The sequence below is a fragment of the Streptosporangium vulgare genome, assembly GCF_042428775.1.
In the GTDB taxonomy this organism is placed as follows: domain Bacteria; phylum Actinomycetota; class Actinomycetes; order Streptosporangiales; family Streptosporangiaceae; genus Streptosporangium; species Streptosporangium vulgare.
The window spans coordinates 144,391-165,671 of record NZ_JBHMBS010000003.1; the positions used below are offsets into that span (position 1 = coordinate 144,391).

At 71.8% G+C, this 21,281-nt stretch carries 17 protein-coding genes; 10 read left to right on the top strand and 7 right to left on the bottom strand.

Annotated elements, in window-relative coordinates; translation table 11 throughout:
• Window positions 1-16 precede the first annotated feature (16 nt).
• Window positions 17-721, top strand: coding sequence for a response regulator (locus ACFFRH_RS07525; RefSeq protein ID WP_329090540.1), 705 nt, complete (start codon window positions 17-19; stop codon window positions 719-721).
• A gap of 255 nt (window positions 722-976) precedes the next feature.
• Here ACFFRH_RS07525 and ACFFRH_RS07530 read toward each other — a convergent pair whose 3' ends face one another.
• Window positions 977-2,167, bottom strand: a complete 1,191-nt coding sequence (locus ACFFRH_RS07530) for a winged helix-turn-helix domain-containing protein (RefSeq protein ID WP_386155245.1) — start codon at window positions 2,165-2,167, stop codon at window positions 977-979.
• Window positions 2,168-2,478: 311 nt separating this feature from the next.
• Complete coding sequence (locus ACFFRH_RS07535) at window positions 2,479-2,796, bottom strand: HGxxPAAW family protein (RefSeq protein WP_386155247.1); 318 nt, start codon at window positions 2,794-2,796, stop codon at window positions 2,479-2,481.
• Window positions 2,797-3,051: 255 nt separating this feature from the next.
• On the opposite strand from ACFFRH_RS07535, the gene secA reads away from it, so the two are divergent.
• Window positions 3,052-5,865 carry a preprotein translocase subunit SecA gene (secA, locus tag ACFFRH_RS07540; RefSeq protein WP_386155249.1) on the top strand — a complete coding sequence of 938 codons (2,814 nt, stop codon included), beginning with the start codon at window positions 3,052-3,054 and terminating at the stop codon, window positions 5,863-5,865.
• A 122-nt stretch (window positions 5,866-5,987) separates the two neighbouring features.
• On the opposite strand, the gene ACFFRH_RS07545 is transcribed toward secA, so the two are convergent.
• The 3 genes from ACFFRH_RS07545 to ACFFRH_RS07555 form a co-directional block, all read right to left on the bottom strand.
• The gene (locus ACFFRH_RS07545) at window positions 5,988-6,584 is read right to left on the bottom strand and encodes an Rv3235 family protein (RefSeq protein WP_386155251.1); all 597 of its coding nucleotides are present in this window, start codon (window positions 6,582-6,584) and stop codon (window positions 5,988-5,990) included.
• A 430-nt stretch (window positions 6,585-7,014) separates the two neighbouring features.
• Entirely contained in the window at window positions 7,015-8,457 is a 1,443-nt protein-coding gene (locus tag ACFFRH_RS07550; RefSeq protein WP_386155253.1) for a PTS transporter subunit EIIC, read from the bottom strand.
• A 151-nt stretch (window positions 8,458-8,608) separates the two neighbouring features.
• Window positions 8,609-9,349: a GntR family transcriptional regulator gene (locus ACFFRH_RS07555; RefSeq protein WP_362837563.1), complete on the bottom strand. Its 741-nt coding sequence runs from the start codon at window positions 9,347-9,349 to the stop codon at window positions 8,609-8,611.
• A gap of 159 nt (window positions 9,350-9,508) precedes the next feature.
• On the opposite strand from ACFFRH_RS07555, the gene ACFFRH_RS07560 reads away from it, so the two are divergent.
• The 7 genes from ACFFRH_RS07560 (at window position 9,509) to ACFFRH_RS07590 (ending at window position 15,735) form a co-directional block, all read left to right on the top strand.
• On the top strand, window positions 9,509-10,543 hold the full coding sequence (locus tag ACFFRH_RS07560) for an SIS domain-containing protein (RefSeq protein ID WP_386155256.1): 1,035 nt from the start codon (window positions 9,509-9,511) through the stop codon (window positions 10,541-10,543).
• A gap of 64 nt (window positions 10,544-10,607) precedes the next feature.
• Window positions 10,608-10,844, top strand: coding sequence for a PTS sugar transporter subunit IIB (locus tag ACFFRH_RS07565; protein ID WP_386155258.1), 237 nt, complete (start codon window positions 10,608-10,610; stop codon window positions 10,842-10,844).
• 162 nt (window positions 10,845-11,006) lie between these two features.
• Window positions 11,007-11,492: a PTS sugar transporter subunit IIA gene (locus ACFFRH_RS07570; protein ID WP_344746460.1), complete on the top strand. Its 486-nt coding sequence runs from the start codon at window positions 11,007-11,009 to the stop codon at window positions 11,490-11,492.
• A gap of 97 nt (window positions 11,493-11,589) precedes the next feature.
• The gene (locus ACFFRH_RS07575) at window positions 11,590-12,252 is read left to right on the top strand and encodes an HAD family hydrolase (RefSeq protein WP_344746459.1); all 663 of its coding nucleotides are present in this window, start codon (window positions 11,590-11,592) and stop codon (window positions 12,250-12,252) included.
• Window positions 12,253-12,280: 28 nt separating this feature from the next.
• Window positions 12,281-12,538: an HPr family phosphocarrier protein gene (locus ACFFRH_RS07580; RefSeq protein WP_344746458.1), complete on the top strand. Its 258-nt coding sequence runs from the start codon at window positions 12,281-12,283 to the stop codon at window positions 12,536-12,538.
• The gene (gene ptsP, locus ACFFRH_RS07585) at window positions 12,535-14,226 is read left to right on the top strand and encodes a phosphoenolpyruvate--protein phosphotransferase (RefSeq protein ID WP_386155261.1); all 1,692 of its coding nucleotides are present in this window, start codon (window positions 12,535-12,537) and stop codon (window positions 14,224-14,226) included. The genes ACFFRH_RS07580 and ptsP overlap by 4 nt, the downstream gene beginning before the upstream one ends.
• A gap of 144 nt (window positions 14,227-14,370) precedes the next feature.
• The gene (locus ACFFRH_RS07590) at window positions 14,371-15,735 is read left to right on the top strand and encodes a glycoside hydrolase family 3 protein (RefSeq protein WP_386155263.1); all 1,365 of its coding nucleotides are present in this window, start codon (window positions 14,371-14,373) and stop codon (window positions 15,733-15,735) included.
• 37 nt (window positions 15,736-15,772) lie between these two features.
• Here ACFFRH_RS07590 and ACFFRH_RS07595 read toward each other — a convergent pair whose 3' ends face one another.
• Together ACFFRH_RS07595 and ACFFRH_RS07600 are read right to left on the bottom strand one after the other, a co-directional pair.
• The gene (locus ACFFRH_RS07595; protein ID WP_344746457.1) at window positions 15,773-15,898 is read right to left on the bottom strand and encodes a hypothetical protein; all 126 of its coding nucleotides are present in this window, start codon (window positions 15,896-15,898) and stop codon (window positions 15,773-15,775) included.
• Between the two features lie 117 nt (window positions 15,899-16,015).
• Complete coding sequence (locus tag ACFFRH_RS07600) at window positions 16,016-20,728, bottom strand: HAD-IC family P-type ATPase (RefSeq protein ID WP_344746456.1); 4,713 nt, start codon at window positions 20,726-20,728, stop codon at window positions 16,016-16,018.
• Window positions 20,729-20,869: 141 nt separating this feature from the next.
• Here ACFFRH_RS07600 and ACFFRH_RS07605 point away from each other — a divergent pair.
• Window positions 20,870-21,281: hypothetical protein (locus ACFFRH_RS07605; RefSeq protein ID WP_386155266.1), on the top strand; the 412-nt coding region annotated here is incomplete at its 3' end.

Consider the following 21,281-nt stretch of genomic DNA (forward strand, 5'->3'; position numbering starts at 1 on the left):
CCCCCGAGGAGGAGGCGTGACGGAACCCGACGACGCAACCGGCCCGACCGGACGCGGCGAACCGATCCGCGTGCTGATCGTTGACGATCACGCGCTGATCCGCCGCAGTCTGGAGATGGCGCTGGCAGCGGAGACGGACATCGAGGTTGTCGGCGAGGCGAGCGACGGACAGGAAGCGGTCGAACTCGCCGACCGCCTCACTCCGGATGTCATGCTCATGGACGTCCGGATGCCCCGGAGGAGCGGTATCGAGGCCACACGTGAGATCAAGGCCTCGGTGCCGAGCACGCGGATCATCATGTTGACGGTGAGTGACGAGGAGGAGGATCTCTTCGAGGCGATCAAGGCGGGCGCCACCGGCTACCTGCTGAAGAACGTCCAGCTCGACGAGGTCCCGGAGGCCGTCCGCGGCGTCCACGAAGGACAGTCGCTGATCAACCCGGCGATGGCCGCCAAGCTGATCAGCGAGTTCGCCAACATGAGCCGCAAGGAGGCCGAGCGGCCCCCGCAACTCCCCGTTCCACGCCTGACCGAACGGGAGATGGAGGTGCTCCGTCTCGTCGCGAAGGGGATGAACAACCGCGAGATCGCCAAGCAGCTGTTCATCTCCGAGAACACCGTGAAGAACCACGTCAGAAACATCCTGGACAAGCTTCAGCTTCACTCCAGGATGGAGGCGGTGGTCTACGCGGTCCGCGAGCGGATGCTCGAGATCACCTGACACGCGCCGGTGCGGTGACCGTCCGACGGTCACCGCACTCCGGCGCGGAAGGACCTCCCGCCACGGCTTTCCACCGCGGCCTCCGACGCGGGTTCTGGAACGCGTTGTTCACCACTCCGGTGTGTTCGCCGGATCCGGCGTTCTGATCCGGAGTCCTGACCCGGCGCCCGATGCGATGTGTCGATCCGAGGGACGGACCGATCCGGCATCCGGCGGGATCCTCCCCGTTCGGGGAGATTCAGGGAGCGTCCCGGATCAGGGGGCGTCCCGCTTCAGGGCGTCCTGGAGAGGGCCGGCCAGGAGGGGATCGACACGCTCGACCCGGACGGCCTCGCAGCCGACCCAGCTCGCGGCCTCCCAGAGGGCGCCGGCCAGCGAGGCGGCCCCCCTGCCCGGCGTGACGCCCGGTTCGAGGCTCACCTGGCGGGCCACCAGCGTCGCCCCCTCGCGTGCCGGGTCGATCCGCCCGATCAGCCTGCCCCCGGCCAGCACCGGCATCGTGAAGTAACCGTGGACGCGCTTCTCCTTGGGCACGTACGCCTCAAGGCGGTGGTTGAAGCCGAACACGCGGGCGGTGCGGGCGCGGTCCCAGACCAGGGAGTCGAAGGGGGAGAGCGGGGTCGTGCGATGGCGGCCCTTGGGCTCGCTCTCCAGCGCGGCCGGGTCGGCCCAGGCGTCGGCGGCCCGCTCGGGCCACCCGGCGACGCGGACGGGCACCAGCCCGGTGGAACCGTCGAGCAGGCACGCGTCGAGCAGTCGTGCCTCGGGGGCCTTCAGACGCAGGAAGTCGACGAGGTCGGCGCGGGTGGCCACGCCGAGGGCGACCCCGGCCATCCCGGCGAGGCGGGTGACGCACTCGGCGTCGGACAACTCCTCGGCCAGCAGGTCCGCGGGGACCGCGCGCTCGGCCAGGTCGTAGACGCGCCGCCAGCCCACCCTGCGTGTGCAGACGACCTCGCCGGTGTCGAGCAGCCACTCAATGGCGATCTTGGAGTCGGACCAGTCCCACCACGGGCCGCCCTTCTTGGCGCCGCCGATGTCGGCGGTGGTGACCGGGCCGCTCTCGCGGACCAGGTTCAGCACCTTGCCGACGCTGTCGGGCACCTCGTGCCAGCGGAACTTCCTGGCGCGGAAGTATCTCCGCCTGAAGGCGTACAGCGCCCAGTCGCCGATCGGGAGGATGCAGGCGGCGTGACACCAGTATTCGAAGGCCCGCGCGGGCTCGTCCCAGTAGGCCCGCTCGACCTCCTGCCTGCCGACGGCGCCGAGGCGGGCGTACGCGACCAGCTCGTGGGAGCGGGCCAGCACGGAGATCGTGTCCAGCTGGACGGCCCCGAGGCGGCGCAGGGTCGCGGGGGCGCCGCCTCGCCGGGCCTCGGCGCCCAGGAATCCCTGGGCTCGCAGGATGACACGGCGGGCCTCGTCGGAGGAAAGGGAGAGCTGCATGACCGCCCCAGGGGGAGACAACACGTCGTGGACCGAGGCTAGCGCCTGACACCGACGAAAAGGCTACGCCGGTGTCAGGCATTCGCGGCCGGGGTGAATCAGGACAAGTCATATCGAGCGAGGCGTCCCCCGCAGGGGGGAGTGCGCCGGACGAGCTCCACGGAACCGTCTGAGCGGTGACGAGTCTGTCGGGTTCCACGAGTCTTGCGGGCTCGACGGCCTCGACGGCCTCGATGGGCTCGACGGGCTTAACGGGTCCGGCGGACTTGACGGGCTCGGTGGACGCCGGGGCGTCACGCCGAGACGGGTGGTCAGTCCAGGACGCCCCGGCCGCCTCCGTCGCCCATCGCGCGGGGGGCTTCGAGGACGATGTCCTGGAAGACGCGGAAGACCAGCGTGAGGACGCCGCCCATGACGCAGACCGCCGCACCCATCCAGAGGAGGGGCCAGTTCGGGCCCAGGCAAAGGGCGATCCCGGCGATGGTGAAGCCCAGCAGGATCACGGTCACCGCGAGCCAGGACGACGCCCTGCCCCCGTGACCGCCGGAGCCCTGGTGAACGGCGGGGCCACCGTCGCCCCCCTGGCCCTCGTGGGTACCGCCATCGGCCTGACGCACGTCCTCCGCCATCACGGTTTCTCCTCCCCGGCACGGCGACGCGCCCGCGCGGGGGATCCATCGCGGGCGTGCCAAAGGGCGACATACCCTTTGAAGCTGGTCGTACTCTCTCAAAGAAGCGGGCAAGGAACTCCATGGGCCACAAGAGCGTCTTTCAGGGTGGCTGTGTCTGGTGGCGGAACCGCCTACGATGGCAGCGGAGAACCATGTCTCGTCCTCAGCCGGGCCGGTCCGGCCGCGGAAGACCTGCGAGGAGCTTTACCTAAAGTGCCAGCCTTTCTCGATAGAATTCTTCGCGCCGGCGAAGGCAAGCTTCTGCGTAAGCTCAAGCGGATCGCCGACCAGGTCAACTCCATTGAAGACGACTTCACGAGCCTGACCGACGCCGAGCTTCGCGCGCTCACCGACGACTACAAGCAGCGTTACGCCGAGGGTGAGTCCCTCGACGACCTGCTTCCCGAGGCCTTCGCCACCGTCCGTGAGGCGTCCCGGCGGGTGCTGGGCAAGCGCCACTTCGACGTGCAGATCATGGGCGGGGCCAACCTGCACATGGGCAACATCTCGGAGATGCGCACCGGTGAGGGCAAGACCCTCACCTGTACGCTCCCCACCTACCTCAACGCCATCTCCGGCAAGGGCGTCCACGTCATCACGGTCAACGACTACCTGGCCAAGCGTGACGGCGACGAGATGGGCCGGATCCACCGCTTCCTCGGTCTCGAGGTCGGCGTGATCCTGGCCAACATGCCGTCGGACGAGCGCCGCAAGCAGTACAACGCCGACATCACGTACGGCACGAACAACGAGTTCGGCTTCGACTACCTGCGCGACAACATGGCGTGGTCGCTGGAGGAGTGCGTCCAGCGCGGCCACCACTTCGCCGTCGTCGACGAGGTCGACTCGATCCTCATCGACGAGGCCAGGACGCCGCTGATCATCTCCGGTCCCGGCGAGCAGTCCGGCAAGTGGTACGCCGAGTTCGCCAAGATCGTCCCCCGGCTCCGCAGGGGCACCGAGGGCAAGGACGGCGAGGAGAACACCGGCGACTACGCCGTCGACGAGAAGAAGCGCACGGTCGGCATCTTCGAGTCCGGCGTGGAGAAGGTCGAGGACTGGCTCGGGATCGAGAACCTCTACAAGCCCGAGCACACCCACCTGGTCGGCTTCCTCAACAACGCGCTGAAGGCCAAGGAGCTCTACAAGAAGGACAAGGACTACATCGTCGTCGACGGCGAGGTCCTGATCGTCGACGAGTTCACCGGTCGAGTCCTGCACGGCCGCCGCTACAACGAGGGCATGCACCAGGCCATCGAGGCGAAGGAAAGCGTCAAGATCAAGGACGAGAACCAGACGCTCGCCACGATCACGCTGCAGAACTACTTCCGCCTCTACGAGACGCTCTCCGGCATGACCGGCACCGCGGCGACCGAGGCCAACGAGTTCCACCAGACCTACAAGCTCGGCGTCGTCCCGATCCCGACGAACCGGCCGATGATCCGCAAGGACCAGGCCGACGTGGTCTACAAGACCGAGGACGCCAAGTTCATGGCGAGCGTCGAGGACATCAAGGAGCGCTACGAGCGGGGGCAGCCGGTCCTGGTCGGCACCACGAGCGTCGCCAAGTCCGAGCGCCTCGCCAAGGAGCTCAAGCGCAAGGGCATCAAGCACGAGGTCCTCAACGCCAAGAACCACGCCCGTGAGGCGGCGATCATCGCCGAGGCGGGCCGCAAGCACGCCGTCACCGTGGCCACCAACATGGCCGGTCGAGGCACCGACATCATGCTCGGCGGCAACCCCGACTTCCGCGCCGACCTGGAGCTGCGCAGCCGCGGCCTCGACCCGGTCGAGACCCCGGAGGAGTACGACAAGGCCTGGGGCGAGGCGCTGGAGAAGGCCAAGGCGGCCGTGCAGGCCGAGCACGACGAGGTCACCGAACTCGGCGGCCTCTACGTCCTGGGCACCGAGCGGCACGAGTCGCGGCGCATCGACAACCAGCTCCGCGGCCGTTCCGGCCGTCAGGGCGACCCGGGCGAGTCGCGCTTCTACCTCTCGCTCGAGGACGACCTCATGCGCCTGTTCAACTCGGCCAGGGTCGAGATGATCATGACGCGCCTCAACATCCCCGACGACGTCCCGATCGAGTCGGGCATCGTCTCCAAGGCGATCGCCTCCGCCCAGCACCAGGTCGAGCAGCAGAACTTCGAGATCCGCAAGAACGTTCTGAAGTACGACGAGGTCATGAACCGGCAGCGCAAGGTGATCTACGCCGAGCGCCACCGGGTGCTGGAGGGCGCGGACCTGCACGAGCAGATCCGCGGCTTCGTCAACGACGTGATCGACGAGTACATCGCGGGCGCCACCGCCGAGGGCTTCGCCGAGGAGTGGGACCTCGACAAGCTGTGGAAGGCCCTCGGCCAGCTCTACCCCATCAGCATCACCGCCGAGCAGATCATCGAGGAGGCCGGGGGTCGCGAGGAGCTGACCGCCCAGCTTCTCGACGAGCGGATCAAGGCCGACGCGATGGCCGCCTACGACCGTCGCGAGGAGGAGATCAACGCCCAGGCGATGGACCCGGAGGGCATGCGGGTGCTGGAGCGCCGCGTCATCCTGTCGGTCCTCGACCGCAAGTGGCGCGAGCACCTCTACGAGATGGACTATCTCCAGGAGGGCATCGGCCTGCGCGCGATGGCCCAGCGCGACCCGCTGATCGAGTACCAGCGCGAGGGCTTCGAGATGTTCTCCCAGATGCTGGAGGGCATCAAGGAGGAGTCGGTCGGCTACCTGTTCAACCTCGAGGTCGAGGTGCAGAGCAACCCGATCGTCGAGGAGCACGACCACTCCGAGGACGCCGCGATCGCGGAGACCCGCTCGATCATCGCTCGCGGCCTGCGCGGCCCGCAGCGTCCCACCGAGCTGGAGTACACGGCTCCGGGCGAGAGCGGCGAGGTGGAGCACACCCGAATCAGCACCAAGGCCGAGCGTGACGCGTACGGCAACGTCGAGCGCAACGCCCCGTGCCCCTGCGGTTCCGGCAAGAAGTACAAGCGCTGCCACGGCGACCCCAAGCACGTCGAGGTCTGACCGCCACCCGGAGGGCCCGCACCGTACGTGTGGTGCGGGCCCTCCGGCATGTCCGGACCTCTTCGTCTCTCCGGACCTCTTCGTCTCTCCGGGCACGAGCACGGCCCGGCGGCCGGTGCGCGTCAGGGGGCCGGGGGTCTCGCCGCCTCTCGGGCGAGGGCGGACCGGCGGCCGGGCGGGGCGTCGCGGGCTCCTCCCCGTACGGGACGCGGGTCGGGAGTCGTCTCGAACTCGGTGCACAGCCATCGCACGCCCCTGCGCTCCAGCCGCAGCGCCAGGACGCGCGAGCGGTCGCCGCAGTCGACCACGACGCACATCTCCACCACCCCGTCTCCCGGCTGGGAGACGTGGGCCCGGCCCACCCGGGGCGGGCGCGCGCTGGTGATGACCTTCCCGCTCCGCACCAGCTCGGCGTGTGCCCTGCCGGTCAGGTGGCAGGAGACGCTCGCCGGAGGGCGCCGGCCGGACAGGATCTCGGCGACGGCCTGCGCGAGGGCCCGCAGCCGTCGCTCGTCGGGAACCGCGCCGGGGCCCCAGCCCGGCGGTTCCCCGGCCTGGGGTCCCGGCGCTCCGGGATCGAGGGCGAGGGCGAGGGTGCCCTGCACGTACGGCGGCATGGCCGGGGCCTCACCGGTGGGGCGGTCGTCGTCGTAGGGCGGCTCGGCGGCGGGGGAGGGCGCGATCCTGGGGAGCGATGCCGGACGTCGTGGGGGCGACATGGGAACTCCGATGTGCTCGGCTGAGGTGGAGGAACCAACACATCAGGGAGTTTCCGGCCCGCCGTCCAGATACGCCGCCCGCCAACTTCCGGTGAATCCCGGTCGCTTCGCCCTGATGGGCGAAGAAGGTGACCTCGGGTTGGAGCGGTCGGTCCTCGCGAGGCGGAGGGTTGTGGCCAGAGCCGTGATCTCCGGCGGACGGCCGAAACCACTCGGCGCGCCTTCCCGGCGGTGCCACTCGGGTGGAGACCGGTGCGTCTCTGGGGTGGAGGCCGGGCCGAGGGGGGAGCGGTGTGCCTCTCAGGTGCGGGTGGCTCGGTCAGGGCGATGTGCCACTCGGGCGGAGACCGGCTCGGTGGAGGTCGGCTCAGCGGGGACCGGCTCGGTGGAGGGTGACGTGCCTCTGGACGGAGGGTGGGTGGTGCGCCGCTCAGGTGGTGGGAGGGCCGGTGTCCGGCCTGTCCCGTGCCGAGGTCGAGGGGGCGCCGGAGTCGCCGTCCCTGCCTCGTGCCGGAGGGTCTTGTGCCGGAAGACCCTGTGCCGGAGGGCCTTGCGCTGGAGGTGAGGACTCGCCGGAGTCGACGTCGGGCTCGGGCTCGCGGCCGGGGGTCATGATGTTCAGCTTCCTGATCAGGAAGCTGAACACGGTGTAGTAGATCACCGCGTAGACCAGCCCCATCACGATGACGATCGGCACTCCCCGGGCGTTGGGCGCGGTCCCGTACAGGCCGAGGTCGATCAGCCCGGAGGAGAAGCTGAAGGCGAGCTTGACGTCCAGCGCGGAGGCGAGGGCCATGGAGACGCCGGTCAGCACGATGTGGATGACGAACAGGACCGGTGCCACGAAGATGAAGGCGAACTCGATCGGCTCGGTGATCCCGGTGAGGAACGCGGTGAGCGCCGCGGAGATCATGATCGAGCCGACCGCGGTACGGCGGTGCGGTGGCGCGGCCCGCCAGATGGCGATCGCGGCGGCGGGCAGGCCGAACATGAGGACCGGGTAGAAACCCGCCTCGAAGCCGCCGTAGCCGACGGCGCCGTTGTTGAAGCAGATCAGGTCCCCGGCGAGCTTCTTGCCGTCGACCACGCACTCGGGGACCTGGGTCCAGATCACGTTGTTGACGATGTGGTGCATGCCGAGCGGGAGCAGGGCGCGGTTGATCATGCCGTAGATCCCGGCGCCGAGCTCGCTGTTGGAGGCGAGCCAGGTCCCCGAGGCGCGGACCCAGCCGCCCAGCACCGGCCAGACGAAGCCGAGGAGCACGCCGATCACCAGCCCGGCGAAGGCGGTGAGGATCGGGACCAGGCGGCGCCCGCCGAAGAAGGCCAGCCAGGTCGGCAGCTTGGTGCGGTGGTAGCGCTGCCAGAGCAGCGCGGAGACCAGGCCCATGACGATGCCGCCGAGCACCCGGGTCGGGTTCTGGGCGCCGAGGTTCAGGACCACGTCGGGAACGCCGGGGTCGGCCCTGTCGAACACCTCCGTGGTGATGGACTCCCTCAGGTCGGCGTCGAAGAGGATGAAGAACATGTTCATGCTGACGGCGTGGAAGACCAGGTAGCCGACGAGCGCGGCCAGCGCGGTGGAGCCGTCGGCCTTGCGGGCGAACCCGATGGCGACGCCGATCGCGAACAGGATGGGCAGGTTGTCGAACAGGGCGCCGCCCGCGGTGCCGACGACGCGGGCCACGTCGTCGAGCAGGGCGCTGTCGGTCCGGCCGAGGAGGTCGTCCTGCCCGAGCCTGAGCAGCAGGCCCGCGGCGGGCAGGACCGCGATCGGCAGCATCAGGGAACGTCCCAGGCGCTGGAGCACGCTCATCACGGCGGACCCGGGGCGGGTGGCGGGCGGGCCCGCGTCCGCCGGGAGAGGGCTCATCGGGCTTTCCTCCAAGGGCTGGAAGGGAGGAGGGCGGCGAAGGGGGCGGTCGCGCGGGACAGGGCGGGGTGTGACGGCGGCGACGCGGGGCCGGAAGGTGATCTGAGCGGACGCGGCGGGTGGGACGTGGTCGGTCGGGCGGGCATCGGGATCAGGCGCGGCGGGCCGGTATCTCCAGGATCGTACGGAGCTGGTAACGGTCGGCGCGATAGGTGGACACCCCGAGTTCGGCGCAGACGCCTCCCGCGAAGGAGCGCCGCTGGAGCAGCAGCACGGCCCCGCCGCGCGGCAACTTCAGCAGGTCGGCGTCCCCGGGGTCGGCGATGCCACCGTCGATGGTGAGCTCACCGGCGTCGAGCACCAGGCCGTAGCGGGTCTCCAGAAGGGCGTAGAGGGAGCGGCCCGTCAGGTCGTGGGTGTCGAGGTCGGGCGCGAGGGAGACGGGAATGTGGGCCCGCTCGATGCACATGGGCTCGTCGGCCGCGGTCCGCAGCCGCTCGATGAAGTGAACCTCGTCACCCGGCTGGATGCCGAGCTCCCTGGCCAGGTGCGCGCTCGCCCTGACCACCCGCCGGTCCAGGTCGCGGGAGCCGGGCTCCATGCCCCTGGCGCGCATCTCGTCGCTGAAGGAGGTGAGCCGCAGGGACATCTCGATCTTGGGGCGGGCCACGAACGTGCCCTTGCCCGCCACCCGCTGAAGCCTGCCCTCGGAGACCAGGTGGTCCACGGCCTGGCGTACGGTCATGCGGGACAGCCCGAAGCGCTGGCAGAGCTCGCGTTCGGACGGGATCGCCGTGCCGATCGCGAGCTCGTTGTTCTCGATGAGATCGAGCAGGATCTCCCGGAGCTGGAAGTATTTGGGCACCGGGCTGTCCGGATCGATCTGGGCCACAGGATCCTCCCCCCTCGATCTGAGATGTCGCATGAGTTATGGTTCGTACTGGTCTAGTCCGGACTAGACCACAGGCCGGAAAAGGGTGTCAACGTACGGACCGGAGACGGATCGATAACGGCCCGGTCTCGTCCGTCCGAACCGAAGGATGAGCGCGAGATGACGACCAAGATGCGCAGCGAGATCGCCGAGCAGCCCGCCGCGCTGCGAGCCACGCTCGACGCCCTCCTCCCCAGGGTCGGGGAGGTGGAACGGCTCGCGGGGGAGACCCGCCAGCTGCTGTTCATCGCCCGTGGCACCTCCGACAACGCCGCAGTCTACGGTCGCTACCTGGCCGAGACCCACACGGGCAGGCTCTCCACTCTCGCCGCTCCCTCGATCGCCACGACCTACCGGCGCAGGCTGGACCTCGACGGCGTGCTGGCCGTCGCCCTCTCCCAGTCGGGCAGGACCGAGGAGATCGTCGACACCCTCGCCTGGGCGAAGGACTGCGGAGCCAAAACCGTGGCCATCACCAACGGCGGCGAGCAGAGCCCCCTGGCCCAGGCCGCGGACCTCGCCCTGTGCACGGTCGCGGGCGAGGAGAAGGCCGTCCCGGCCACCAAGACCTACACCACCCAGCTCGCCGCGCTCGCGGTGCTCGCCCTCGGCCTCGGCGCGGACGTCGACGCCGCCGACCTGCAGCGGGTGCCGGACGCGGTCGAGAAGCTGGTCGGCGACCCGGGCGACCTGGAGGCGATCGTCGAGGGCCTGGCCGACAAGCCGGGCGTCGTGGTCTCCGGCCGGGGGCTCGCCTTCTCCACCGCGCTGGAGCTGGCGCTCAAGCTCAAGGAGGCGTGCTACCTGCACGCCATGGGCCTGTCGTACGCCGACCTGCTGCACGGCCCGATCGCCGTGGTCGACGAGGACACCCCGGCCATCCTGGTCGCGGCGGGCGAGGGCCCGACCCTGGCCGGCACGGTGGCGCTCGCCGAGCGGGTGACCGGCGCGGGCGCCTCGGCCTACACCGTCGGCGGCGGCACCGCGCTCTCCTCGGTCTCCACCGCCGCGCTGAACGGCCCCGACCTTCCCGAGTGGGTCGCCCCGCTGGGCCTCATCGTCCCCGGTCAGCTGCTCACCGAGGCGCTCGCGCGCAGGCTGGGGATCGACCCCGACGCCCCCCGCGGTCTCAACAAGGTGACTCAGACCGACTGATCGCGACCTGTCCTTTAGCCTGGTCGTAGCCTTGGGAACAGGGTGATCACATCTGGAGGGCGACATGGCGGCCGACGCCGACGCGATCATCGCTGGACTCGGTGGTGCGGGCAACATCATCGAGATCGAACCGTGCATCACCCGGCTCCGCACCGAGGTGCGCGACGCCTCCAAGGTCGACCAGGTGGCCCTGCGGGCGGCCGGCGCGCACGGTGTGATGGCGGCGGGCAACGTCGTCCAGGTGGTGGTGGGTCCCGAGGCCGACACGATCGCCAGCGACATCGAGGACATCATCGGCTGAGAGCAGGGCCGGACATCGGCTGATCAGGGCTGATCGGGTCTGACGGGAGCCGACAGGGGCCGGCGAGGACGTTCTCGCGGGTGGGGCGCGCCCGGACGGCACGTGTGGGCGGCCGGGGCGCCGACGGGCCGTCCTCACGGGCGGCATGCCGAGGGGGGTGCGGTGACCACAGTTCTGGCACCGGTCGCGGGGGTGGCCGTGAGGCTCGGCTCGGTGCCCGACCCGGTCTTCTCCGAAGGGCTGGTCGGGCCCGGCATGGCGATCGAGCCGGACAGGACCCCCGGACGGGTGCTCTCTCCCATCGCGGGCACCATCGTCAAGCTGCACCCGCACGCGTTCGTGGTCGTCGGCGACGACGGCCGGGGGGTCCTCGTCCACCTGGGCATCGACACGGTCGAGCTCAGGGGGGAGGGCTTCGAGCCGCTCGCAGCCGAGGGCGACCGGGTGAGCGCCGGGCAGCCGGTGGTGGCGTGGGACCCGGCTGGGATCGAGGCGGGCGGGCGCCACCCGATCTGCCCGGTCGTGGCGCTGGACGCCGCCGCGAACGCCGTCACCGGCCTCGCCGCGGGAGCCGTCGGCGCCGGTGACGAGCTCTTCGAGTGGAGCGATCCGGCCGACGTTTCACGAGAATCGAGATACCGGCCATGACGAGTTCTTCGGGTGGAGCGATCCGGCCGGGGTCTCACGAGAACCGGGCCACCGACCACGAAGCACCGGCCGCGGAGCCGAGAGTGAGGACGCAGGAGTGGGGAAGACGGTGAAGGCGGCGCTCTTCGATCTCGACGGGACGCTGATCAACAGCGAGCGACGGAGCATGGCCGCGTGGTCGATGCTGCTCGACAACCACGGAGTGGTCCACGACGAGGTCGTGCTGCGCGGGTTCATGGGGCGGCGCGGGCGCGACGTCCTGACGGAGAGGGCCCACCTCTTCCCCGGCAAGCGGATCGACGACCTGATCGAGGAGGCCTTCTCCTTCCACGACCATCCTGACCTGCCCGACATTGTGCCGGTGCCCGGTGCCGCCGAGCTGGTCCGCAGGGTCGCGGCGTACGGTTCGCCGGTCGCGGTCGTCACCTCCGCGGGCCGTGACTGGGCGGAGCTGCGGCTGGCGCAGGTCGGCATCCGCGACCTGCTGGAGACGATCGTGTCCGCCCACGACGTGTCCGTGGGCAAGCCCGACCCCGAGGGGTTCCTCCTCGCCGCCGCACGCCTGTCGGTCGATCCGGCACACTGTGTGGCGTTCGAGGACTCGATCGCCGGGATCACGGCGGCCAAGGCGGCGGGCATGGCGTGCGTGGGCATAGCGACCACGCACCCGGGCACTGAGCTGACCGCGGCCGACCTCGTGGTCGCGGACCTGACGGGGGTCGACTGGCCCCTGTCGAGCATCAATGATCCCGCGGTCTAGACCGCGGGCGAACCTTCGGGAGGAACACGTGGCCGAGCGCCAAGTCACCGTCAAGTCAGAGGTCGGCCTGCACGCCAGACCCGCCGCGACGTTCGTCCAGACGGCGGCCAAGGCGTCCCTGGACGTCACCGTCTCCAAGGGATACGGCGAGCCGGTGAACGCGAAGAGCATCCTGGCGGTCCTCTCGCTCGACGTCAGGGAGGGCGACACAGTGGTGATCAGGGCGGAGGGCGAGGGAGCCGAGGAGCTGCTCGACCAGCTGGCCGGCATCGCGTCGGCGCCGTGAGCACGCTCACCGGGGTGGGGGTGAGCCCCGGGGTCGGCGTCGGTCCCGCCCACGTGCTCGCGTACGAGGCGACCGTCCCGGCCCCGGGTTCCCGGCACGGAGGGGAGGCCGGGGACGCGGCCGCGGAGCTCGCCCTGGCCGGGCGGGCGCTGGAGCGGGTCGCCGCCGACCTGGAGGAGCGGGGGGCCCGCGCCGGTGGCGAGGCCAGGGAGATCCTGGAGGCGCAGGCCATGATGGCCCGCGACCCGGGCCTGGCGGACGGGGTGGCCACGCTGGTCGAGGCGGGCACCGCCGCGGCCCGCGCGGTCTACGAGGCGTTCGGCCACTACCGCGACCTGCTCGCCGCCGCCGGGGGATACCTCGGTGAGCGTGTCGCCGACCTGGACGACGTCAGGGACCGCGCCATCGCGGTGATCGAGGGCCGGCCCGCGCCCGGACCGCCCGAGGACACCGGGCAGCCGTACGTCCTCGTCGCCCGCGACCTGGCGCCCGCCGACACCGCACTGCTGTCCCCGGACGTGGTGGCGGCCTTCGTCACCGAGCAGGGCGGCCCGACCAGCCACACCGCGATCCTCGCCCGCGCCATGGGGGTGCCGGCCGTGGTGGCCTGCCCGGGGGCGACCTCGATCGCGCCGGGGACGCCGGTGCTGGTCGACGGGGCATCCGGTCTCGTACGGCCCGCGCCCTCCGACGACGAGGTCCTCGGGGCGCGCAACGCCGCCGCCGCGCGGGAGGCCGTGCTGGCCTCCGCCACGGGGCCGGGGACGACCGCCGACGGGCACGCCGTGCCGCTGCTCGCCAACATCGGCGGGCCTCGGGATGTGGCCGCCGCCCTGGAGTACGGGGCCGAGGGGATCGGGCTCTACCGGACCGAGTTCCTCTTCCTCGACCGGGCCGAGGCGCCCTCCGCGGCGGAGCAGGAGGCCGCCTACCTGGAGGTGCTGGACGCCTTCCCCGGAGGCAGGGTGATCGTGCGGACCCTCGACGCGGGGGCCGACAAGCCCCTCGCCTTCCTGCCGCCGGGAGCGCACGAGCCCAATCCCGCGCTGGGGGAGCGGGGGGTGCGGCTGTTCAGGACGCATCCGGAGATCATGGACACCCAGCTCGCCGCCCTGGCCGCGGCGGCCGCGCGCTCGGCGGGGAGACTCCAGGTGATGGCGCCGATGGTGGCCACCGCCGAGGAGGCCGCCTGGTTCGCCGACGCCTGTGACGCGGCGGGGCTGCCGTCGGCGGGAGTGATGGTCGAGATACCGTCGGCGGCCCTGCGCGCCTCCGACCTGGCCGTCCGGGCGGGCTTCCTCTCCATCGGCACCAACGACCTGGCCCAGTACGCTCTCGCGGCCGACCGGCAGCTGGGCGCGCTGACCGGGCTCCAGGACGCCTGGCAGCCCGCCCTGCTCGACCTGGTCGCCCTGGCCGCGGCGGGCGCCGCCGAGCGCGGGAGGCAGTGCGGGGCCTGCGGTGAGGCCGCTGCCGACCCGGCCCTCGCCTGCGTGCTCGTCGGGCTCGGGGTCACCTCGCTGTCGATGTCGGCCCCGGCGCTGCCCGCCGTACGGGCCGCGCTGTCGCGCCACACGCGGCAGCAGTGTCACCTCGCCGCCGCGGCCGCGCGGGCCGCGGTCTCCCCGGCGGACGCACGCGCCGAGGCGCGCGCGCACCTGCCCGGCCTGGCTGGTCTGGCCCTGTGACGTGGGCGGACTTCCTTCGTGGGTGACATACGGATCGGAAAGTACCGGTTGGTGGGAGGCATGGGGCCGATGGTGACCGGGTGGACGGGCGGGCACCGGTGCGCGGGCACGGATAGCGTAAGCGGCATGGTTCGGTGGAGACGTGTGACGGGTATCGCGATGATCGCGACGATGGTGGCCGGATGCGCGGAGGCGGGCAGGACGGCCCCGCCCGCGTCCGGCGCGACGCGGGCGGGCGAGAGCTCCGCGAGCGCCGAAGCGGCACCCACCGGCACCGCCGGCACCACTGCCGCGACCCCTGGCTCCTCCGGGTCCCCCGAGACGCCCGTTCCCCCGGCGGCCTCCGCGACGGTGGAGGCCGCGGGGGTGGAGGGCATGCTCGCCTCGATGAGCGTGGAGGAGAAGGTCGGCCAGCTGTTCATGCCCGTGCTGTACGGCCCGGCGGCCGATACGGCGTCGGGGGAGAACCAGGCGCGGTTCGGGGTGGACACCGCGGCGAAGATGGTCGCCCGCTACCGGCCCGGAGGGGTGATCCTCTTCCCCTGGGCGGGAAACATCAAGAGCGTCCGGCAGGTCGTGGCGCTGACCAACGGCTTGCAGAAGGCGTCCCCCGAGATCCCGCTGCTGATCGGCATCGACCAGGAGAACGGCAAGGTCTCCCGCCTCGCCCCGCTGGTCACGCCCCTTCCCGGGGCGTCGGTCATCGGCGCGACCGGTGACCTCTCGCTGGCCCGCCGGGCCGCCAGGGTGACGGGCACCGAGCTGCGCGCCCTGGGCGTCAACCTCGACTTCGCGCCCGTCGCCGACGTCAACGTCAACCCGCGCAACCCGGTGATCGGCCCGCGCGCGTACGGCTCGGACCCGAAGAAGGTCGCGCCGATGGTCGCCGCCGCCGTCCAGGGCTTCCACGACGCGGGGATCGGGGCCACGGCCAAGCACTTCCCCGGCCACGGCGACACCGGCGTCGACAGCCACACCGGCCTGCCGGTGATCAGGCACTCCCGGTCCCAGTGGGACAGGCTGGACGCGCCGCCGTTCGCCGCCGCCATCGGCAAGGACGTCGACGCGATCATGAGCGCGCACGTCGTGATGCCGAAGCTCGACCCCTCGGGTGACCCCGCCACCCTCTCCAAGCCGATCCTGACCGGTCTGCTCCGAGAGAAGCTCGGCTTCGACGGGGTCGTCTCGACCGATGCTCTGGACATGGCGGGGGTGCGCAAGAAGTACGGGGACGGGGAGGTCGCGGTGCGGGCGATCCAGGCCGGGGTGGACCTGCTGCTCATGCCGCCGGACTACCGCGAGGCCCACCGGGCGCTGCTGGCCGCCGTGGCGTCCGGGAAGATCTCCAAGGCACGGCTCGACCAGTCCGTCCGGCGACTGCTGAAGCTGAAGGCCGCCCGCGGCCTGCTGGACCGGGCGCCGGTCGCCGACCCGGCCGAGGCCGAGCGGGTGCTGCGCTCGGCCGAGCACCTCAAGGTCGCCCGGCTCATCACCTCGAAGGCCCGCTGAACGACAGGGGCCCGAGGGCTTCCGCCGCGAGGCGGGATCAGGCGAGCTGGAGGTTGCCGGTCCTGGCCAGCGAGATGACGAGCGACTGGATGACGCGGGTGAGCAGGGCCTCGATCAGCATGACTACCGCCTTGGCGAGCACGGTGGAAAGGAATCCGGACATAGCAACCTCACAGGGAGAAAGGGGTCTTAAGGCGATAATTCATACCAAAGGAGTCTAAGTCACCAGTCATGAGGTTGCTGTTTGGTGAACGTTCGGTGACATCCGCCGCGTCGCCCCTCACCCCTCGCCCTGCGTCTCCTCCTGTGAAACGCTCCGCGTCTCCTCCTGTGACTCTCCCCGTGTCACCTGTGTCTCCTGTGACTCTCCCCGTGTCACCTGTGACTCTCCCCGTGTCACCTGTGTCTCTCCCTGTGTCTCCTGTGACGGCTCTCCCTGGGTCACCGCCTGGAAGGCCACCCCGGCGGCCGTCGTGGTCGCGGCGCTCCCCAGGGCGATGGTCCACCCCACGGGCCCCAGGAAGTGACAGCCGAAGAACCGGCAGAGCCCGGGAACCGAGACGGCCATGCCCAGGACGGCGAGGGACAGGAGCGAGGCCAGCGCCACCAGGCGATCCCGGCTGCCCAGGGCCAGGGTCTGCAGCAGCTGCGACGACACGAGCGCGACCAGCCCCATGGAGTCCGCCCGCCCGCGCGTACCGGTCACCCGGCCGATCGCCCAGGCCAGGCCCGCCGCGCTCGCCGTGGTGGCGGCGCGCAGGTAGATGTCGCGGGTCAGGGAGGCGCCCAGCGACGCCTCGGGGCCCTCGTCCAGCAGCTTCTCCGGGCTGGTGGCCGCCGGCGGCCGGGAGGCCACCGCCATCGCGGGCAGCATGTCGGTGAGCAGGTTGACCAGCAGCAGCTGCCGGGCGTTCAGCACGTTCCCGCCGCTGATCAGGCTGGATCCGACCGCGAAGACGATCTCGCCGATGTTGCCGCCGAGCAGGATGCTGAGGGCGTCGCGGACCGACCCCCACATCGCCCTGCCCTCGATGATCGCGTCGACGATCGTCTCGATGCGGTCGTCGGTCACGACGATGTCGGCCGCCGCCCGCGCCGCCGGGGTGGCGCGGGACCCGAGGGCGATCCCCACGTCCGCGGCCCGGATCGCGGGGGCGTCGTTGGCGCCGTCGCCGGTGACCGCGACGACCTTGCCGGTCCGGCGCAGGCAGCTCACGATCCGAGCCTTGTGCGCCGGGGTGGTCCTGGCGAAGACCGTGACGTCCGGCAGCGCCTCCAGCAGGGCGTCGTCGTCCATCTCGTCCAGCTCGGGTCCCGTCACGATCTGCCCGCCGTTCAGCACGTTCAGCTCGGCGCCGATCGCCTCAGCCGTGCTCGGATGGTCACCGGTGATCATGACGATGCGCACGCCCGCCCGCGTGAGGCGGCTGACGCTCTCCGCGGCCGTGGGCCGCACGGGGTCGGCCAGGCCGAGGAACCCGAGGAAGCACAGGTCCTGGATGCGGGACTCGTCGAGGTCGCGCCGGTCGGAGGCGGAGCGCTCCGCGACCGCGAGCACCCGGTAGCCCTGCCGGGCGAGCTGGTCGAGCTCCTTCTCGACCTCCGCCACGAGGTGGTCCACGAGGGGGACCACCCGGCCGTCGCGGAGGATGGACGTGCAACGGGTGACCACGATCTCCGGGGCGCCCTTGACGCTCAGCAGCGGGCCCGAGTCGCCCTTGCCGAGTACGGCGTGGTAGCCGCGTCCCGGCTCGAAGGGCAGCTCGTCGACCCGCTCCCAGCTTCCGGTCCCCTTCTCGGTCACGCCCAGCCGCTCGGCCCCTTTCAGCACGGCGCGGTCGGTGGGATGCGGGACGGGTCGCCCCTCGTCGTGCCGGGGGCACGCGCGCATCCCGGCGGTCACGATGTGCCGCAGTTCGGGCGTGAGGTCCTCCAGGGTGCGCTCGTCCTGCACGTCCGAGACGCACCGCAGGCTGATGTGCCCCTCGGTGAGGGTTCCCGTCTTGTCGAAGCACAGGACGTTGACCCGGCCGAGGGCCTCGATCGTGGAGGGGTTGGGCACCAGGGTGTTACGGGTCGACAGCCGCCGCGCGGAGGCGAGCTCCGCGACAGAGGCGACGAACGGCAGCCCCTCGGGCACGGCGGCGACGGCGAGGCTCACCGCCGGCGCGAGCGCCTGCGGCGCCGAGTTGCCGCGCAGCAGGTCGGTGGCGAGCAGGACGACGCCTGATCCGACCGCGACCGGCAGGACCCGCCGGCTCAGCTCCCGCAGCCGCAGCCGCACGCCCGTGACCGGAGGCTGCTCCGCGGCGGCCCTGGCGGTCCTGGCCGCCTCGGTCGCCTCGCCCGCCGCGACCACCACGGCGAGCCCGCTGCCGGCCGCCACCGTCGTCCCGTCGTAGACCATCGAGGTCCGGTCGGCGACGGCGGGCGAGTTGACGGGCTCCGGCGACTTGGTGACGAGCTGCGACTCGCCGGTCAGGGCCGCCTCGTCGACCTCCAGGCCCACGGCCTTGAGCACGCGGCAGTCGGCGGGCACGGTGTCGCCCGCGCGCAGCTCGATCACGTCGCCGGGTACGAGGTCGTCGACGGTCGCGTTCACCTGCTCGTGGGAGCGGGCGGCGCCCGCCTTCTCGTGGGAGCCTCGCTTGGGAGAGCGAGCCGCGCTCGCCTTCGCCGCGGTGCCCGCCTTCTCCTGGGGGCGGCGCAGCCGTACGGGAATCGCCACCGCCTCGGTGAGGCGGTGCAGCGCCCGGTCGGCGCTGTAGCGCTGGCCCCCTCCGATGAGCGCGTTGGCGAGCACGACCGTGCCTATCATCACCGAGTCGGAGACCGAGCCGACCAGGGCCGACAGGCCCGCGCCGGCCGCCAGGACGGGGGTCAGCGGGTTGGCCAGTTCCTCGACGGACACGCGGAGCAGCGAATCGGGGCCCTGCGGCTCTCCCGATCCCCTGGAGGACCTGCGCCGCGCGGCCTCGGCCTCGCTGATCCCGGCGGCCGACGAGCCCAGCAGGGCGAGGACCTCCTTGGTGGGCATCGCGTGCCAGGGGGTCTGGTCGACCCGGACCGGCGGGGTCTCCCGCCCGGCGTGCCAGCCCGCCCATCCGCCCGTGACGAGGGCGGCCATCTCGGTGCAGTTGCTCGCGAGCTGCGCCTTGCTCTGCGACTCCTCCGCCGGCCCGAGGGTCGTCAACATGCCTCCGGCGACGGTTCCCGCGGAGGTGAGCCACGCGCATCGCTCGCTCGTCCTCCTGGCCGGCCCCAGGCAGCTCAGGAGGAGGTGGACCTCCTCAAGCTCGGCGATCATGTCCGCGTCCCAGGGCACCCGGCCCGAGCGGCGCAGCACGCCGATGCCCAGGTCGGCCTGGGCCAGCGCGGCCATGCGGCGCGCCGAAACGACGGCGACCCCGTGGCCGGCCGCCTGGAGCGTGCGGACCGACCGGGCCAGCCGGGTGCCGCCCGGCACGCTCTCGTCGATGCCGAGCCGCAGCCCGAGTTCCGTGCCGCCTCCCGCGAGCGCCACGGCGCACGCGTCCTTCGCCGCGGCGACGATCGCGTCGGCCAGCGGGTCGACCCGTGGCGCCATGCCGACCAGGGCGGCCGGAACCCCCTTCCTCGTCACGCGGACGGCTCGGATCCCCTGGGCCTCCCACCCCTCGGCGTCCTCCGTGACGAGCCCGGCAGGGCCCGCGAGGGGTTCGGCCTTCCACTCGTCGTGTTCCCGCCGCGCGCCGGGGTCGTCGGCGTCGATCAGGGTGAGGAGCCGCGCGCGCAGCCCGTCGAGGCCCTCGCCGTTCGGGGAGTCCAGCTCACCGAGGGGAATGATGCGGTCGATCTCCCACGAACCGGTGCCGAGCACGTCGGCGTCGAAGATGACCTTGTCGATGCCGTCCATGTGGCGCAGGGCGTGTTCCTGGAGAACGATCGCGCCGCGTCTCGCCAGGGCACGCCCGATCGCGACGGCGAAGAACTCACGGCCCAGCTTCGCGGCCCTGGGCGTCGTCGCGGTGAGCATGGCGACGGCACGCGCGTGGCCGTCGCTGAGAAGGTACGTCAGCCCGGAGGCGCCGGCCGCCAGCGGGCTCCCGACGCGCTCGAACCGGTCCACGGGGCTGTGGTTTACGGGCGTGGGACGTGCTTTCCCGGCCGCGCGGATGTGGCGGTAGGAGCCCTTCCGCGACGCCAGCTCATGCTGGCGCGCCTCCCAGGCCCGCAGCGTGTCGCGTGCCTCCAGGTAGCGGCCGGTGGCGGTGACCGACTGGACGAGCATCCCCACCCGGCGCAGCGCCAGCGTGTGGGTGATGATGTTCGCCGTCGTGAACAGGGTGACGGTGGCCGGGCCGCCGAGGTGGTGTTCCACCTCGTGGCGGACTCTCGGGGTGGACTCGGCGAGACCCAGCAGGGCGGGAAAGATCGCCGGGATCGACGGCGCGCGCACCGCGTGCCCGGCGAACGCCATGCCCGCCCCGATCAGGCTCGCGCCGAGCCGGATGCCGGCGCGGGTGTGCCGTTCCACCAGCCTGGCGGTGTGGTGCTCCGCCGGCTTGGAGGAGAGGAGGTCCGGCTCCTCTTCGGTCTCCTCGTCCTCCGCGTCCTCGTCCAGGTCGTCGATGTCGTAGTCGCCGGTCAGGCCTTCGTCATCGTCATCGTCGTCGTCGCCCTCGCCGTCGAGCGCCTCGATGACCTCCAGGAGCCTCTCCAGGTTGATCGAGCCCGGGTCGCACCCCACGAAGACGGAGCCGAGGACCCCGTTGACCTCCGCCCGCTCGATCCCCTCCAGCCTCAGCAGCGCGTCCTCCAGCCGCTGGGCCTTCGACTCGCTGCCCGGTGAGCCGATCACGTGCAGATCGACATGGAGCCCTCCGGGACAGACCCGTTTCCCGCGCGAACGCGGCAGGGCGTTCATGACCGCGGCGGGCACGGCCTTGATCGCACCGGGTACGACGTTCCAGAGGGTTTCCGCGGGCACGGACAGCAGGCGGGGCACGAACATTCAGATCTCCGGCAGGCAAGATGACGGGGCCGGTCAGGCCGTGGTTACGCGCGGCCTGACCGGCCCCGTCGCTGCGATTACTTGGACGATCTCCCGCGGGCCGAACTCCTCGCCCGGGAGGCGGATCCCGCGGTGCGGGACGTGGACGCCGAAGCTCGCGACGCGGGCTTCGCGGCCCGGGAGGCCGGCTTCGTGGTCCGCGAAGCGGGCTTGGCCGCCCGCGCCGCGGGCCTCGCGGTCCGTGAACGCGAGGTGGCCGTCCGGGAGCCGGTGCTCGCGGTTCGCGAGGTGGGGCTCTTGGCCCGGGACGTGGTGCCGGTCGCCCGGGTTGTGGAGCTCCTGGTGCGTGACGTGGCACCGGTCGCCCGCGAGGCGGCGGTACCGGCCGCGCGGGTGGCGGCGCCCGCGGTGCGCGCCGCGGTACCCGCTGCCCGGGTGACGGCGCCCGTAGCACGTGCCGCGGGCCTCGCGGTCCGTGAACGCGAGGTGGCCGTCCGGGAGCCGGTGCTCGCGGTTCGCGAGGTGGGGCTCTTGGCCCGGGACGTGGTGCCGG